This window comes from Pedobacter steynii (genome assembly GCF_900103665.1).
Lineage (GTDB): Bacteria > Bacteroidota > Bacteroidia > Sphingobacteriales > Sphingobacteriaceae > Pedobacter > Pedobacter steynii.
In genome coordinates this window covers 212511-229599 of record NZ_FNGY01000013.1, presented here as the reverse complement: position 1 = coordinate 229599, position 17089 = coordinate 212511, and the positions used below count along the sequence as shown (strand labels likewise).

Annotated in this window: 13 protein-coding genes; 3 read left to right on the top strand and 10 right to left on the bottom strand. The window is 42.0% G+C overall.

The features are described from left to right. Positions 1–25 precede the first annotated feature (25 nt). Genes BLQ87_RS28945 through BLQ87_RS28935 form a run of 3 tightly spaced genes read right to left on the bottom strand, consistent with a single transcriptional unit; the run spans position 26 to position 3382 of the window. Entirely contained in the window at positions 26–1036 is a 1011-nt protein-coding gene (locus tag BLQ87_RS28945; RefSeq protein WP_074612380.1) for an FAD:protein FMN transferase, read from the bottom strand. Positions 1037–1051: 15 nt separating this feature from the next. Next, entirely contained in the window at positions 1052–2371 is a 1320-nt protein-coding gene (locus tag BLQ87_RS28940; RefSeq protein ID WP_074612379.1) for a Gfo/Idh/MocA family protein, read from the bottom strand. 45 nt (positions 2372–2416) lie between these two features. Further along, the gene (locus BLQ87_RS28935) at positions 2417–3382 is read right to left on the bottom strand and encodes a formylglycine-generating enzyme family protein (RefSeq protein ID WP_074612378.1); all 966 of its coding nucleotides are present in this window, start codon (positions 3380–3382) and stop codon (positions 2417–2419) included. Positions 3383–3617: 235 nt separating this feature from the next. On the opposite strand from BLQ87_RS28935, the gene BLQ87_RS28930 reads away from it, so the two are divergent. Beyond that, a complete protein-coding gene (locus tag BLQ87_RS28930; RefSeq protein WP_074612377.1) occupies positions 3618–4535 on the top strand; it encodes a sugar phosphate isomerase/epimerase family protein in 918 nt (305 codons plus the stop codon). Positions 4536–4599: 64 nt separating this feature from the next. Here the strand turns inward: BLQ87_RS28930 and ettA are convergent, their stop codons facing one another. Together ettA and BLQ87_RS28920 are read right to left on the bottom strand one after the other, a co-directional pair. Continuing rightward, positions 4600–6279, bottom strand: coding sequence for an energy-dependent translational throttle protein EttA (gene ettA / locus BLQ87_RS28925; protein ID WP_073239117.1), 1680 nt, complete (start codon positions 6277–6279; stop codon positions 4600–4602). Positions 6280–6406: 127 nt separating this feature from the next. Then, the gene (locus BLQ87_RS28920; RefSeq protein WP_074612376.1) at positions 6407–6769 is read right to left on the bottom strand and encodes a hypothetical protein; all 363 of its coding nucleotides are present in this window, start codon (positions 6767–6769) and stop codon (positions 6407–6409) included. Between the two features lie 280 nt (positions 6770–7049). On the opposite strand from BLQ87_RS28920, the gene BLQ87_RS28915 reads away from it, so the two are divergent. Beyond that, complete coding sequence (locus tag BLQ87_RS28915; protein ID WP_074612375.1) at positions 7050–9590, top strand: ATP-dependent Clp protease ATP-binding subunit; 2541 nt, start codon at positions 7050–7052, stop codon at positions 9588–9590. A 64-nt stretch (positions 9591–9654) separates the two neighbouring features. On the opposite strand, the gene BLQ87_RS28910 is transcribed toward BLQ87_RS28915, so the two are convergent. Continuing rightward, entirely contained in the window at positions 9655–10770 is a 1116-nt protein-coding gene (locus BLQ87_RS28910; RefSeq protein ID WP_216857875.1) for a hypothetical protein, read from the bottom strand. 259 nt (positions 10771–11029) lie between these two features. Here BLQ87_RS28910 and BLQ87_RS28900 point away from each other — a divergent pair, with 259 nt between their 5' ends. Beyond that, the gene (locus BLQ87_RS28900; protein WP_083362109.1) at positions 11030–11983 is read left to right on the top strand and encodes an RDD family protein; all 954 of its coding nucleotides are present in this window, start codon (positions 11030–11032) and stop codon (positions 11981–11983) included. An 86-nt stretch (positions 11984–12069) separates the two neighbouring features. On the opposite strand, the gene BLQ87_RS28895 is transcribed toward BLQ87_RS28900, so the two are convergent. The 4 genes from BLQ87_RS28895 to BLQ87_RS28880 all read right to left on the bottom strand — a co-directional run bounded on the left by BLQ87_RS28895 (position 12070) and on the right by BLQ87_RS28880 (position 17069). Further along, positions 12070–12891 (bottom strand): alpha/beta hydrolase, encoded by an 822-nt coding sequence (locus BLQ87_RS28895; RefSeq protein ID WP_074612372.1) that lies wholly within the window; start codon positions 12889–12891, stop codon positions 12070–12072. Positions 12892–12902: 11 nt separating this feature from the next. After that, positions 12903–13769: an ROK family protein gene (locus BLQ87_RS28890; RefSeq protein ID WP_074612371.1), complete on the bottom strand. Its 867-nt coding sequence runs from the start codon at positions 13767–13769 to the stop codon at positions 12903–12905. 219 nt (positions 13770–13988) lie between these two features. Next, entirely contained in the window at positions 13989–16058 is a 2070-nt protein-coding gene (locus tag BLQ87_RS28885) for an OmpA family protein (protein WP_083362108.1), read from the bottom strand. 15 nt (positions 16059–16073) lie between these two features. Then, positions 16074–17069 (bottom strand): PorP/SprF family type IX secretion system membrane protein, encoded by a 996-nt coding sequence (locus BLQ87_RS28880; RefSeq protein ID WP_074612370.1) that lies wholly within the window; start codon positions 17067–17069, stop codon positions 16074–16076. Positions 17070–17089: the final 20 nt, after the last annotated feature.

Genomic DNA, 17089 nt, shown 5'->3' with positions numbered 1-17089 from the left:
GTTGGTCTGGTTGTAAATCAATTGTTTATTTTAAAATCATTTTTCTGAAACCACTCGTCAGGGTATCGGCCACGCTTCCATCTTTACGGCGGTAAATCAGGTAAGCTTCCATACCTTTTTTAGCGCCCACAAAGGCAAGTGCTTCTTCTACCCCCATACCCATGACTGCATTGTCATAACCATCTGCCGTGATGGCATCTTTGGCGTAGATCGTTGCACTGATCAGCTGATTGTCTAAAGGATAGCCTGTTTTTGGATTAATCAGGTGGGCAATCTTCCCTTTACCTCTTTGCAGGTATTTCCGATAATTTCCGGAAGTGGTCACGGCACCGTTGCTGAAGCTTAAGATGTGCCTCATTTCCGGCTCCGATTGTGCAGATAAAGCCGGCCCTTCAATTCCGATCCTCATCACCGAGCCATCTGGTTTTGGCCCTGCAACCCGCAATTCTCCTCCGATCTCTACCACAAAAGAGCGAATGCCTTTCTTTAGCAGGTAATCTGCAACCACATCTACGCTATAACCCTGGGCAATACCATTCAGGTCGATCTTTACACCTGGCTTACTCTTTTTGAGGTAATCCCCATCGAGTTCCAGGTAATTCATCCCTACATTTTGCAGCAATTGTTTCACCGTTGCACTATCAGGAAAGCTTTCCACCAGCTTCGGCCCAAAGCCCCAGGCCTGAACCAGGGGAGCGACAGTCACATCAAATTTCCCCTGAGTATCTTTATAGATCTCAAAAGACTTTCTCATTACCCTCGCAAAATGAGCATCCAGCAATATTCCTTTCTCTGCTCTGTTGAACTGACTGATCAGCGAATAGGGCTTATAAAGGGACATAGAAGAATCGATCTTTAACAAGATGCTGTCTACCGCCCCTTTGGTTACAATGCTGTCTTCCGCAAAATATTTAATGGAATAATCTGTTCCCTGGGCATAGCCATAAATACTATACTGCTGCTGATCTTTCTTTTGTACAAAAAGAGAGATCAGCAGCGGTAACAGCAGGATTGCCGACTTAGGAACAATGGCCACAAGCAGAATCCCTGTTTAAATTATTTTTGATTTTCCCGGAGTAGGGATTGGATATAAGCCATTTTCATCAGGCATTAGTTTCGGATTTGCCGTCCAGCTCAATTGCTCTGGCATCAGACTGTTGTCTGCTTTTAAGGCCTCATCCCATTTAATCGTTTGTCCGGAATAAGTGGCATACCTACCCACAATTGCGGTGAAGCAACTTTTTGCACCACGCTCTGCATCAGCAAATTTATATTCACCTTTAGCGATTGCCGCAAAGAGCTCATCATGCTCTGTCTGGTATGGATTCGCATTTCCCTTAGTCGGGTGACTAAACATTTCTTTTCCTTTATGGTCCCAAAGTACACCATTGTTACCCGCAGAAAGATATACGCGGCCTTTTGTACCCTGGAAAGTTTCATCTACACGGTTGGCAATCCCTTCAAAATGGCGACACTGGCTATAAATTACCGACCCATCTGCATAAGTTAATTCTACCGCATGGTTGTCGTAAATCTCTCCATAGTCTTTACCCGTTCTCCAGGCACGGCTTCCCGTTCCCTGGATAGAAACCGGATATGCATTTTTAACCCAGTTGGCAATGTCGATATTGTGAACATGCTGCTCTACGATATGATCTCCGCATAACCAGTTGAAGTAATACCAGTTTCTCATTTGATACTCCATCTCCGTTTGTCCCGGCTGACGTTTTTTTACCCATACCCCACCACTGTTCCAGTACACCTGTCCGCTCACTACATCACCGATTGCACCGTCCTGAATGCGTTTTAAGGTTTCTCTATAGTTGGCCTGGTATCTGCGTTGCAGACCAACCACTACATTTAGTTTCTTTTGTTTCGCCAATTCTGCCGCAGCAAGTACTTTACGGACTCCAGGCGCATCTACTGCAACCGGTTTTTCCATAAATACATGTTTTCCCTGCTTAATGGCTTCTTCGAAGTGCGTTGGTCTGAATCCCGGAGGCGTTACCAACAAAACCACATCCGCCAGGGCGATTGCTTTTTGATAACCATCAAAACCTACAAATCTGCGGTCCTGAGGAACATCTACTTTATCTTTAAATTTATCTGAAAGTACTTTATAGCTATTGTCCAGTCTGTCCTGGAAAGCATCAGCCATAGCGACTAATTTAATATTCTGCTTGGTGCTCAATGCCTGAAAAGCAGCCCCGGTTCCGCGGTCACCGCATCCGATCAGTGCAATTTTAATGGTATCATCTGTGGAGGAATGACCACCGGCAAAGGCAAATTGATTTAACATTACGCCACCTGCCACTAATGCAGATGTCTTTAAAAATTCACGGCGCTTATCACGCAATTCTTCCTTGTTCATAGTTTTGTGGGTTGGTTTATATTAGGTTGTTTTGTGGGTTCTTTTTTAGTAATCTTTGATGACCGGTTTATCGTAATAGGCATCTATCGCTTCTTTTGATGGAGGTGTAACTGGTCTTACGAGTCGCATTCCAATGAAAGGGGCTTCAGGAAACCACCAGTTGCTTTTTGGAATCTGTGGATCGAGCTGTTTCCATACCGGATCTGAGGCCAACCTCGTTGCAGAACGTAAATCTTTGGGCACATCATCATAGGAGCCACCACGGATCACATGGGAATACAATTTATCAGGAACCGAAACGGGATTCTTCGCTTTTTCTCCTGTCAGCCCTTTATAAAAATCAGGAACATATTGGTCATAGGTCCATTCGCCTACATTACCATACATGTCATATAATCCCCATTGATTTGGCTTTTTCTGTCCTACCACATGGGTTTTTCCTTCGCTGTTTTCTTTAAACCAGGCATATTCTCCAAGTTTAGCGGCGTCCTTGCCAAAAGCATATTCTTCCGTGCTTCCGGCTCTGCTCGCATATTCCCATTCTGCTTCTGTAGGTAAACGGTAAAAAACACCTGTCCGGGCATATAACCATTTACAATACTGGATGGCATTGTAATGAGTCATTGCCAATGCGGGATGGTTTTCTTTTCCCATACCGAAAGTCATGTCGAGATAGGGTTTTGTGGGCCTGGTCACGGCATCTACATTGGCAGGAACCGGTCCGGTACTGTGTGTGGTTTCGTAATCTTTATACAGGAAAGGTTCGTAGATGTCCCAGATCACTTCATAGGTACTCATCCAGAAAGGATCGATGGTTACTTTATGGACAGGCTGCTCATCTGCTTTTCCTTTTTTACTCCCCATCTGGAATTCTCCACCGGGAATGGCCTTCATTTCAAAGCTTAATTTTGTGCCATCAATTTGTTGTTTGTAAGCGCTGTTTTTTTCCTGAGCGGAGGCGCAAAAAGCAGAGATAAAGAGTGGGATTGTTAATAATACTTTAACTTTCATTGATAAGATTTTGATTCAACTGATATTTTTACCTGACCTATTTAAACTCTAAAATAGAAGCATTTAGCCGAAATCCAAAATCTACAGACGCATTAATTAACAAAATGTGTTAAAAACACACTAAGTTGTTACCAATATTCACATTAGCAGTCCGGCAGAAGCCTTTTTTTGAAAGTATTTTTTTTCCAGACATAAATTAATACCTTGTATAATTCATCGCTAAAACGAACCACAAATGAAAACAACAGACCGTAGAAACTTCATCAGGGACCTGGGCATTTTATCTGCCGCCGCAGGACTTTCTTCTCTCCTTCCACTGGAAGGTTTTGCCGCAGATAAAAAAGACTTTTTTCAGATCTCTCTTGCCCAGTGGTCATTTCACAAAGCACTCTTCGCCGGAAAGATGACGAACCTGGATTTCCCGTTAAAAGCAAAAAATGATTTTGACATTCATATCGTAGAATATGTGAGCCCTTTCTTCAAAAAGAAAGAAACAGATAAAGCTTATTTAAAGGAGCTTAAAGACAGAACAGATAGCGAAGGCATCCAAAACCACCTGATCATGATCGATGGGGAAGGTAATTTGGGTGATTTAGACGATAAAGCAAGATTGATTGCAGTGGAAAACCATTACAAATGGGTGGATGCCGCTAAATTTCTGGGTTGTAAAACCATTCGCGTAAATGCTGCGGGAAAAGGAACAGCCGAAGAAATTAAGGCTTCCGCGATTGACGGATTAGGAAAACTTACGGAATATGGTAAGAAAAACAAGATCAATATCATTGTAGAAAACCATGGCGGATATTCTTCAGATGGGAACTGGTTATCTTCGGTGATCAAGGGCGTAAATAGTTCCTATTGCGGCACGCTACCTGATTTCGGAAACTTCAGGATCAGTGCAGAGCAGGAATATGACAAATATCAGGGCGTGAAAGACCTGATGCCCTACGCAAAAGGTGTGAGTGCCAAAACCCATAATTTTAAAGAAGACGGAGAGGAAACGGACATCGATTATACCCGTATGTTTGAGATCATTAAAGCCGCGAAATGGACTGGAATTGTTGGAATAGAATACGAAGGATCAATTTTATCCGAAGAAGAAGGCATCAGAAAAACAAAGGAATTACTGGAACGCGTGAGAAATAAGTTTTAGTAAGTCTATATATACAAAAACGGCTGCTTCCATTTCGGAGCAGCCGTTTTCTGTTTAAGGTAATTTAAACCAGTTTTTTATATTTCAAACGGTGTGGCGTTACATCTCCAAGACGTTTTTTACGGTTTTCCTCGTAATCGCTGTAGTTTCCTTCGAAGAAGTAAACCTGTGAATCACCTTCAAAAGCAAGAATATGCGTACAGATACGGTCTAAGAACCAACGATCGTGACTGATGACTACTGCACATCCACCAAAGTTTTCCAGTGCTTCTTCCAATGCCCTTAACGTGTTTACGTCAATATCATTGGTTGGCTCATCCAGTAACAATACGTTAGCACCTTTTTTCAAGGTGATGGCCAGATGGACCCTATTGCGCTCTCCACCGGAAAGTACACCTACCTTTTTCTGCTGGTCGCCTCCGTTAAAGTTAAACTTAGATACATATGCCCTTCCGCTTACTGCTTTATTACCCAGCTGAATGTTATCTAAACCATCCGTAATGTTTTCATAAACAGTTTTATTAGGATCAAGGTCATTGTGCATTTGATCCACATAACCTAAAGCAACAGTTTCCCCTACACGGAATGTTCCGGTATCAGGTGTTTCCTGCTCTGTGATCAAACGGAATAAAGTCGTTTTACCCGCACCGTTTGGACCGATGATCCCTACGATACCTGCCGGAGGTAAAGAGAAACTCAGGTTTTCAAACAAGAGCTTATCGCCATAAGCTTTAGTAATGTTATTTGCTTCAATCACCACATTTCCTAATCTCGGTCCTGCAGGGATAAACAGCTCCAGTTTGTCTTCTCTTTCTTTTGAATCTTCTGAAGCCAGCTTATCATAGTTTGATAAACGTGCTTTAGATTTGGCGTGTCTGGCTTTTGGTGCCATACGTACCCATTCCAACTCACGTTCCAGTGTTTTCTGACGTTTGCTTTCTGTTTTTTCTTCCTGTGCCAGGCGTTTTGCTTTCTGATCTAACCAGGAAGAATAATTTCCTTTCCATGGAATACCTTCACCTCTGTCTAATTCCAGGATCCAGCCCGCTACATTGTCAAGGAAATACCTATCGTGGGTTACTGCAATTACAGTTCCTTTATAGTCTTTCAGGAATTGCTCTAACCAGTCGATACTTTCTGCATCCAGGTGATTCGTAGGCTCATCCAGCAACAACACATCCGGTTCCTGTAACAACAAACGGCACATCGCTACGCGGCGACGCTCACCACCCGATAAAACGCCGATTTTAGTATCCGGATCCGGGCAACGAAGCGCATCCATGGCGCGTTCCAGCTTATTGTCCAGCTCCCATGCATTTGAGGCATCAATTTTATCTTGTAATTCGCCTTGTTTGGCCATCAGTTTATCCATTGCATCTGCATCTTCATAAACTTCAGGTAAGCCAAACTGCTCATTGATGGATTCGTATTCTTTAAGGATAGCGGTAATTTCAGCTACACCTTCTTCCACGACCTCTCTAACTGTTTTATTTTCATCCAGTTCAGGCTCCTGTGCCAGGTAACCAACGGTATATCCGGGAGAGAAAACCACTTCACCCTGGAAGGATTTATCTAAACCTGCGATGATTTTTAAAAGGGATGATTTACCAGATCCGTTTAAACCGATGACACCAATTTTGGCACCATAGAAAAAGGAAAGGTAGATGTTTTTTAAAACTTGCTTTTGGGGTGGATAAATCTTATTTACCCCCGCCATTGAAAAGATTATTTTTTCGTCTGACATATCTGCTTATTATATTTTATGCCTTTAGCAGGCTTTATAGAATTAAAATTAATGAAATAAGGTTAGGGGCACAAAGATAAGGATGTAATCCCCATTAAAAAATTGTTTAGCAGATATCACAATAATATTAATGGTCTGGTTCTTCAATATAAGTTTTGAACCGGTTTTCGGGTCCCTGCTGCAGCAATATCCTTCCGCAATTCTCACAATTAAAGACATCAGAAGTACAGGTTAATAGCTCGCGGGTTAGCAGGTCATGAATCAGGTCGGAATTGCGCAATTGCAATGCCCAGGCTTCCTTTGAGTAATTTTGTTCAATCCATTCCTCTTTCTTCCCCAACCCAACCGCATCTATCAGTGTATCAACAGACTTACAAAGCACATCGCTCAACCGTTCTATCGCCGTATCCGGAATATAATAGCCTTTGTATGGAATTTGATCCGTTTGGTCATAAATCACATGTCCGCATTTACATAAAAACTTCGCCATGGGCTAAAATAGGGTATGGTTGTTTAAAATGATGAAAATTCTGACCAGTAAGGACTTAGCATTCTGCTACAAAATAGGTACTGTTGTATGACATATTTGCCTGCTGACTTGTAAATATCACCAATAAAGTCAGAACTTAGTAAGATTTCTGAAATATCGGCAGTCCCGACATCCGTTTCCGCCGCTATGGCGTAATTGTTGATAAAATAATAAAATCAGGGGTGCCTTTTTATAAAACAATTTTTATAGTTTAGAGCATTCCCGATTTAGAAAGGTATATATGGAAGCTAAATTTTCTCCACAAGTAAAAGACGTGATATCTTTTAGCAGGGAAGAAGCCCTGAGATTAGGTCACGATTATATAGGCGCAGAACATCTTTTGTTGGGCCTAATTCGCGAAGGCGACGGTATGGCCATCAAGATATTAAAATCACTGGGTGTTGATACTTCAAAACTTCGTCGTTCGATAGAGGACTCTGTTAGAGGTACGTCTAGTGTTACGGTTAATCTGGGGAATATCCCGTTGACCAAGCAAGCCGAAAAGGTTTTAAAGATCACGTATCTGGAGGCCAAGATCTTCAAAAGCGATTTGATTGGAACAGAACACCTGTTGCTGTCGATCTTACGCGATGATGATAACATTGCTTCTCAAATCTTACTGCAGTACAGTATCAATTACGAGATTTTCAAACAGGAAGTTGAAGTGAATAAAAACGGTTTCAGAGATGAGACTCAAAATAGCGCATCAACTGGCGGTGACGATGATTATCGTGAGGAGGAAAGCTTCAGCAGCCCTAAAAAAGTATCGGACATCAAATCAAAAACTCCGGTTTTGGATAATTTTGGAAGAGACTTAACGAAAGCCGCAGAGGAAAACCGCCTGGATCCTATTGTAGGTCGTGAGAAAGAAATTGAGCGTGTGTCTCAGATCTTATCACGTCGTAAAAAGAACAATCCGATTCTGATCGGTGAACCGGGTGTAGGTAAATCTGCGATTGCAGAAGGACTGGCATTACGTATTGTTCAGCGCAAGGTTTCCAGAGTATTGTTCAACAAACGCGTAGTGACCTTAGATCTTGCCTCTTTAGTGGCGGGTACTAAATACCGCGGTCAGTTTGAAGAACGTATGAAAGCGGTGATGAATGAGCTGGAAAAATCTACAGATGTGATCTTGTTTATTGATGAGATTCATACCATTGTAGGTGCCGGTGGTGCTTCAGGTTCACTGGATGCATCAAATATGTTCAAACCGGCTTTGGCAAGGGGTGAAATTCAATGTATCGGTGCGACTACTTTAGATGAGTACCGTCAGTACATTGAGAAAGACGGTGCATTAGACCGTCGTTTCCAAAAGGTAATGATCGAGCCTGCTACACCGGATGAAACCATTGAGATCTTAAACCGTATCAAAGAAAAATACGAAGATCACCATGGGGTAACGTATACCGACGAAGCAATCAATGCCTGTGTGGCTTTGACTTCGAGGTATATTACCGACAGGTTCTTACCGGATAAAGCGATCGATGCTTTAGATGAGGCGGGTTCAAGGGTGCATTTAACAAACATCCACGTTCCTGAGAACATCATTGAGATTGAAAACAAGATTGAAGAGATCAAGCTTGAAAAGAATAAAGTGGTAAAAAGCCAGAAATACGAAGAGGCTGCGAAATTGAGGGATACTGAAAAGAATCTTTTAGAGGAGCTGGATCGTGCAAAGGCGGCATGGGAAGCAGAAACTAAAACCAAACGTTATACCGTAACGGAAGATAACGTGGCAGAAGTGGTTTCCATGATGACTGGTATTCCATTGCAACGTGTTGGACAAACCGATAGTGCGAAACTATTGAACATGTACGATACCGTGGCAACGAAAATTATCGGACAGGATGATGCCATTAAAAAGTTAACAAAAGCAATTCAACGTACCAGAGCCGGATTAAAAGATCCTAAGAAACCAATTGGTTCCTTTATCTTCTTAGGCCCTACAGGTGTTGGCAAAACAGAGTTGGCAAAAGAATTGGCCCGCTTCATGTTTGACAGTGATGATTCATTGATCCAGATCGACATGAGTGAGTACATGGAGAAATTTGCAGTTTCCCGTTTAGTGGGAGCGCCTCCGGGATACGTAGGTTATGAAGAAGGTGGACAGCTGACAGAAAAAGTTCGTCGCAAGCCTTATGCTGTAATTCTTTTGGATGAGATCGAAAAAGCACACCCTGATGTATTCAATATCCTGTTACAGGTTTTGGATGAAGGACAGCTGACTGATAGCTTAGGCCGTAAAGTAGATTTTAGAAATACCATCATCATCATGACTTCAAACATTGGCGCACGTCAGTTGAAAGATTTCGGACAAGGCGTTGGTTTCTCTACCACAGCTAAGACAAATCAGGTGGATGCACATTCAAGAGGTGTGATTGAAAACGCGTTAAAACGTGCTTTCGCTCCGGAATTCCTGAATCGTGTAGATGATGTAGTCGTCTTCAATACTTTAGGTAAAGAAGAGATCTTCAAAATCATTGACATTGAGTTGAAATCTTTATTCGGTCGTGTACATAACTTAGGTTATGAAGTAAAACTGACTGAAAGAGCTAAAGATTTCATCGCAGAGAAAGGTTTCGACATCAACTTTGGGGCAAGACCACTTAAACGTGCCATTCAGAAATACCTGGAAGATCCAATTGCTGAAGAAATCTTAAAAGGCGAGATCAATGATGGCGATACGCTGGAAATTGATTACGACAAAGAGAACGATCAAATTGTGGTAGAAAACAAAAGCCCGGGCAAGAAAAAGAAAAAAGAAGAAGGAAGTGTAGAATAACAATTCCGGAATAAGGCTAAAATCCCCTTTCAGTATAGCTGGAAGGGGATTTTTTTATTGATTGTTATTTTAAGGCTCCTGCTCCTAAACTGATGCTGATGAGTTTATATCCATCTTCTGTTCTCAAAAAAGAAAAATGATCCTGAACAAGATCCTTTCCTTTCTTATAGGAAATGACAATATTTTTTAGCGGATAGATCCATTCCTTTGCTGCCCCACAGTTATCGAAAAAGCGCCGATATTCCTCTGATTCAAAGATATAATTGTTCAGCCCATCGTCAAAGACCTGATATTTGCAATCTGGATGGTTTAGCTTCAGCAATTTCGCTTTTATGAGCTCGAAATTCCTGTTTATAAAACTATGCTTATCCTCCGTTTTCCAGCCATCCTCCTCCTTCCACAAAGGCGGTTCTTTCCAGAAAGTCAGCTCTTTATAGGTAGCTTCCAATAAACGCTCCTTTGTGAAATTTCCAAGTAATGACGTTTTTAGCCAGGTATCGAATTCTCTTCCAAAATCTATAAACGAATAGTATTTACCCTGGGTAGTTTTAAAATTCTGTCTTACCGGATCCCCGTTGGGCTTGTCGGAAACCAGTAGGGAGAAGAAATTTAATTTGCCTTCGTCCTTAAAGTCGTCAACAAGCACACGGTTCCGGGTATCAATTAACACTTCTTTCCCACCAATCCAGCTGAAATGATAATCTCCGGACTCCTTTCCCGATTCGCTCTTTTTCGCTCCCTGTAATCCGATAACCATTCCATTTCTAACGCTCGTTAAGGCGTTATAATCAGCTGGGATTACGATATCCCCATCGCTGTTAAACATGCCTATTTTGTCGGTCTTTTTATCGCGGAAACGGATAAAACCTTCACTTTCGCAATCTACGCTGTTATCATATATAAGCAGGCTATCTCTGCCAACAATTCTTCCTGATTTGGTGAGGTAATAGTTTAACCACTTTTTTTCATTTACCGGCTCGCTTACTCCAATAATTCCATCAAACTTATTGGCAATGATAAACCCGGTAAATTTGGGTTCAATCTTTACGGTATTCTTACTGTCCTTAAAACCGATTAGGGTAGTATCCTTGTTATGGAATGCAATCCATGGTTCTTTGTCTTGCCCAAGTGAGCTGAAACCAATCATAGTGAAGAGGCCAGCAAAAATATAATGTTTCATAGGTAGTTAAAATAGTCAAATTCTGACTATATATAACGCAGATCCATCTAAAAAACTATTCTTTAATAAAAATAATTACCGAAAAGATCAATTGGATTTAAATCACCTTTCAATAAGCAGCGCCAGGATGGAAATTGCGCCTAAGACGAACTGAAAACTACCAAACAAAGCAGTAAAATACCGCTGCTTTTTAATTTGAACTATATAATGTATACTTGTGACTAAATTTTCATTAACGCTAAAGCACCACTCGATTTCTATGAAACTATACAGAAAAATTTCCCTGTTTGCCATTTTCTCGTCTACGATAGTCATTATTTGCAACTTGTTCTTACTTTCCCTTGACAGTTATGGAGGAATGCCGCTTGCCTTAAATATACTCAATTCCACCCTTTCAGTGACCAATCTCGATCTTTTTGGTCTTAAGTTTGATTTCGGCCGTTTTCTATGGACCGGTATTGCGTTTGAACTATTATTTCTACTCGGAGGCTTACTTTACTTGAATAAAGGTAAAAAAATGCGCATCCTCAGATTTGTATTTTCCGTTATCCTACTTTCTAAAACACTAAATCTCCTTACTTCTTTTGTCTATATACCGATAGATGCGGCAAATGAAAATCTGGTAACTGGCCTTTTATTTTTCCTATACTATCGTGTTGCAGATGCAGCCTGGATTTATCTTTCCTTCCGTGTGCTTAAATACATGAACGGAACCCGGGAATTGGAAGTAATATCCACTGAAGAACTTAGTGCCGCAGTTCCAGCTTCATATGTAGCGTCATCTAAGGGCACACGCATGCTCCATTTAGTAATAGACACCATAATGATGGTACTTATATTCTCCGGTCCGATGTCCACGTTATTACAAAGCAGCATTTTTGGCGAGTTATTCACCAGTTTAGTAGCCACCTTAGGACCAGATGCTTTTGCCACCATCCTGTTGTCTTTTGTTACCCCGGTCTACTATATCTTTTTTGAGGTTATTGTTCAGGCTTCTCCGGCTAAGTTTTTAACGGAAACAAGAGTGCTGACTATCAATGGTAAGCCGATAGACTTTCCGACAGCTATTGCACGGACCCTTTGCAGATGGATTCCATTTGACGCGTTTTCCTTTCTTTTTAGTGCGAATGGCTGGCATGACCGGTTTTCTGGAACAGCTGTTATACAGGAAAAAGAAAACTCAGAAGAAAAAGAAGAAATTACCATTTCTTAGTCGCAGGATCTAACTCATCGAATTTAACGAAGATCAATATCTGCAATATATCGGGTTGAAATACACACAAAAGGTTTTTGTATTTTTTATTGAGCTTTATTGAAAAAATGACTAAAAAACATCAGCTGAAAGCCGACTGCATTTTTCCAGTACTCCCAATTGTGGGCTCCCGGTCTGATGGTAAAATCATGAGGGATATTGTGGTACAATAATTCCTCATGAAGCTTATTGTTCACATTATAGAAGAAATCATCCTTCCCGCAATCAATAATCAGGGCCAGTTTATTGGGAACGAGCAAATGCGTCATATTCACCACACTATTTGCCTTCCAACGCTCCGGTTGCTGTTCATAACTACCTAATCTTTTTGCGATCTCCCAATTAAGAGGAAAAGGTGTCATGTCCACCCCACCACTCATGCTTCCCGCAGCACCATAAACATCCTGGTGTTTAAAAGAAAGGTATAACGCACCATGTCCGCCCATGCTCAGGCCGGTAATCGCCCTTCCTTTTCTGTCTTTGATTGTTTTGTATTGCTGATCGATCTGGCTCACCAGCTCGGTAGCGATATAGGTCTCATACTTCCATTCCGGATCTACCGGGCTATCCATGTACCAGCTGGAGATATTCCCGTCCGGACAAACCAGGATCAACTGAAAATCATCAGCATACTTTTTCAGCACGGTAACCTTATTGATCCAGCCATCATAGCTGTCCCCATAACCATGCAGCAGGTAAACTGTCGGAAAGCTTTTAACCTGCTGATAGTTGTCAGGAACCACAACTACCGCTTTTATTTTCTTTTTCATTGCAGCACTATAGGTCTGCACTGTATCTACTTTTGCCGCAAGGGCGTTTGAATGATTCAGCAGGAACAATAGTCCTGCAACAAAAAAGTATTTCTTCATTTATCCTGGTTTTAAGCCCATGCGCTCGCTGCACCTACCAGAGCTGCATCTTCCCACATTTCGCTTTGTCTGATGGCTACAGATTTATCGCTGATCTTATGCGTCAGGGCATCAATAAAGTGTTTCCATGTTTTGGCGATATTGCCACCAATCACGACTACTTGTGGCTGCTCCTGAGCGATTAAATCGTTCAGAAAGATACTCAGATTGTCTGAAAATTCTTCAAAAATTTCATCTTTCACAGAAGCCGTTGCTGTAGCCAGCATTTCTTCTACGTTTTTAACCTCGGCACCGGTAATTTCTTTATACCGTTTCATAAACCACCGGGTAGAGATGTACTCTTCCGCAATACTTTCTTTAAAAGGACGAAATGCCCAGTTCATATCTACAGTAATCCCACTGGCATTACTGGTAGAACCCAATCCGGTTCCGAGGGTCACCCCTATTGCTCTTTCCTTATCTGCCGCTGCACCTGAAGCCAGTTCGCCACGCAGAAAAGCTTCTGCATCATTGATGAACACAATATCCTCCTCAGGAATTTCCAGGCGTTTAGCGAGGATTTCCTTCACATTGATGTTGTATAGCGCATCGTATTTTTGCATGCCCTTCATCAAAGAGATGCCATGCTCGTAATCAAATGGCCCTGGCATCGCAATCCCTATTTTGGAATTTTCACCATTGGTTCTGATGATGAGGGAAGAAAGTACTTTTAACCAGGATTCGATAATTACTTCCGCGGAGTCCATTGACGCGACTCTTTCGCGTTTCATGGTACTGTCAATTACTTTATATGTGGTTGCATCTACATGAGCAGCAGTGATGTGAGAGCCACCTATATCTACTCCTATATAGGGAAGTTTAGAAGATGTTGAATTCATTTTAGCCGTTATCTATATTTAAAATCTCAGCAAATTAATTAATAACTTTTGTATATTCTAATAGTTGTTAAATAGTTTTAGCAATATTTTTAACAAGCTTATTTAATTTTGCTCCCGAATAAAACAAAGCTGCTTTTGGCCAAAGCCAAAAGCGCCCGGCTAACATAAAAAAAGCGGGATCTTTTTAAGAATCCCGCTTTACATTGTGTCATTTAAACACTATTGTTTGATGACCTTAAATTCTGTTCTTCTGTTGAGCTGATGTTCCGCATGACTACATTTTACTCCGTTTGCACATTTATTCAGCAACATCGTTTCTCCATAACCTCTGGCCTTGATGCGTTCCCTCTCAATTCCTCCGTCGATCAGGTATTGTACCGCAGAATTGGCCCTGCGTTGTGACAACCATTGGTTATACTGATCCGCACCTCTGCTATCTGTATGTGAACCTAATTCGATCCAGATCGTTGGATTTTCTTTCAGGATGGCCAATAACTTATCCAATTCCCTGGCAGCATCCGGCCTGATATTCGCTTTGTCAAAATCATAATAGATATTTCTCAGCACATAGGTTTTACCAGGTTCAAACTTATCCTTATTCAGGAAGGCTTCCATCGTTAAAGTATCAGATTTACTGATTCCCTTCGTGCTTACCGTTTTCAATACCGAAGTATAACCGAGCTTACTGATCTCCACCTTATAATCCTGATCTTTCGTTAAGCCGAAAAAGAACTTCCCATTCTGCTCCGTCACCTTACGATTAACAGCCAGTCCATTTCCGTCTGTTAAGGTCACTAATACTGAATCTAAGCTCGCTTTACTCTTCAAGTCATAAACTGTACCATCTAAAGCAAGAATCATCACAGCAGGCGTCTGATCGTTAAAATTATAAATGTCATCATCACCAGCTCCACCTTCCCTGTTAGAAGAGAAATAACCTGTCTTCCCATCATTACTGATGAAATAAAAATCATCACTGGTAGAATTTACCGGATATTTCAGATCCTGGGGCCTGCTCCATTGTGCCTTCTCTCCCCTGCTGCTGTAAATATCATATCCGCCCATCCCTATCTTCCCTTTAGAGGAATAATACAACTCGCCATAAGGACCGGTAGTTGGAAAAGCTTCTTCTTCTTTGGTATTGATCTCTGAACCGCAGTTGACGGGTTTCCCCCAGGTCCCATCGGTTTGTAATTCGCTATACCAGATGTCTGTTTTCCCAAGTCCGCCTGGCATATCTGAAGCAAAGTATAAGAGCTGTCCATTTTTAGAAAGTGCGGCATGCCCTAAAGAATATTCCTTCACATTGTTATAAGCGAAAGGTTTTAGTTCTCCCCATTTGCCCTCTTTTTTTAAGGCAATCATCAGTTCCAGTCGGCGGGTATACAACCGTTCTTTGAGCTTACCACTGCTTTTATCCAGCGGAAGGTCAGATGCAGAAGCCCTGGTGGCCACCGTTACATAAGCAACATCTCCTGCCCCATTCAGCTCCATCGGCCCGACATGATATTCTGTTTTTGCAGGCGAATTTTGCCTGGTTACCACAGGCAATTCCTCTTTCAACTGTGCATCCTGACTCGCTAAAAATAATTTCAGCCAGGGATTTCCTGTCCATTTATAAATGTCATTACTTTTTTCATTCGCTTCGGTATTGCGTTCTGAGGTAAACACAAAACCATCTTTCCCATAATAATTCAATCCCCAGTCTGCGGATTTGGTATTCAAAGCTGCTACATTCTTTATCCCTATATTTTTAGGATTATTGGTCCATAGGGCAGCGCTATCACAGGAAGCAATCCTTAGGTTTACCGCATCCTGACTAACAGGTTTACTTTCATTTGGCAGATAGCGGTCTCCACCCGAAGGTTTGATGCTCATGTCTTCCGGTTTAAGCAAACTGCCATAAGCGCGATATTGCTCCTTTGCGAGATCAAACTTTTTGTTTCGTTGCAAAGCTTCGGCATAATAGTAATGGCTCATGGACTGCGCTTTCTTGTTTTCCACTGCCTTCCCATACCACTTTTCTGCCTGCTCATAGTCGTTCATCATGCGGTAGCAATCTGCCAGTTTTTCCAGCAGCTTCACATCGGGATTTTTCCGTTCTGCCAGCGGAAGGTATAAACGGGCGGCACTGTAATATTCAAAGCGGTTAAAGAGCACATCCGCCTGTTGTTTACGGCTCAATTGTTCCTGGGCCATTGCGAAATTGCCAAAGAATAATGCCATCATGCTGATGATCATCATGCTGTTCATCAGTAGGTTTGGACTTTTGTATGCTGTTCTGTTCATATAATTCTGTTCAGCTTAAAAATAACGTGGACTCAATACTCTTGCTCTTTTTCCAGGAAAGCTGATGCTCAAAGAAAGCTCATGCGACCCGCTCTGATAGCTGGAAAGCTTGCTGGTGGTGTAATCAAAAGAATAGCCCAGGCGAAAACGATTGCTCATCTGAAGCTCTATGATCCCTGCAACCGCATCACTCTGATTCAAGCCTTTTTGGAGGTTCTTCTTATCCCATAAGGTCACCCCGGTACGGTACGAAGCGCCCAGCCAAACCACCTTACTGATCAGCAAATAGGCATTCAGGTCTAAGTTCGTTGGTCCTTTGAAATCTTCTTTCAACATAAAAGTAGGCTTCAGGTCCAGTGATTCCGACAAAGGGATCATCACGCCACCAGTTAAATAAATATGGCGAACCTGACGCAGCACTTTGTAATCCCCTTCTGTCTGAATGTCATCTTTTCTCATGCCCGACAGCAGGTCCATCACCGATGCACCAATGTAAAACTTAGGCGTATAAAAATAAACCCCAAAACGAACATCCGGCCTCAGCTTACTTTCATTTCCTATCGGAATCGCCCCATCTCCCGGATCGGTAGCGATAAACTTCGATCCATCCAGGTTGTACTGCGTAACGCCGGCACCAATACCAAAACTCAACCGCTTGGTATCTTCTGCATCCAATTGCAAACGGTATGCATAATTGGCATAAAAGGCAGAGGTATTCTGAGGGCCTAAGCGATCAGTTGTGGCAATAAAGCCTAATCCCATTTTCTTTGCCTGTGGATCGACTACCCCATCAAAAGAAGCTGTTGCGGTACGTGGAGCCCCTTCAATTCCCACCCATTGAGAGCGGAAACTGAAGTTGGCGGTCCAGTCTTCTTTATAACCGGCATAGGCTGGATTAACGGCAAGACCATTAAAAACATACTGACTGAACTGGATCGTCTGCTGCGCGTATCCACTGCTCAAACTGAAGATGAGCAGGGACAATAAACTATATTTCTTTAAATCTTTCATGTGTCTTCTGTCTTAATTTG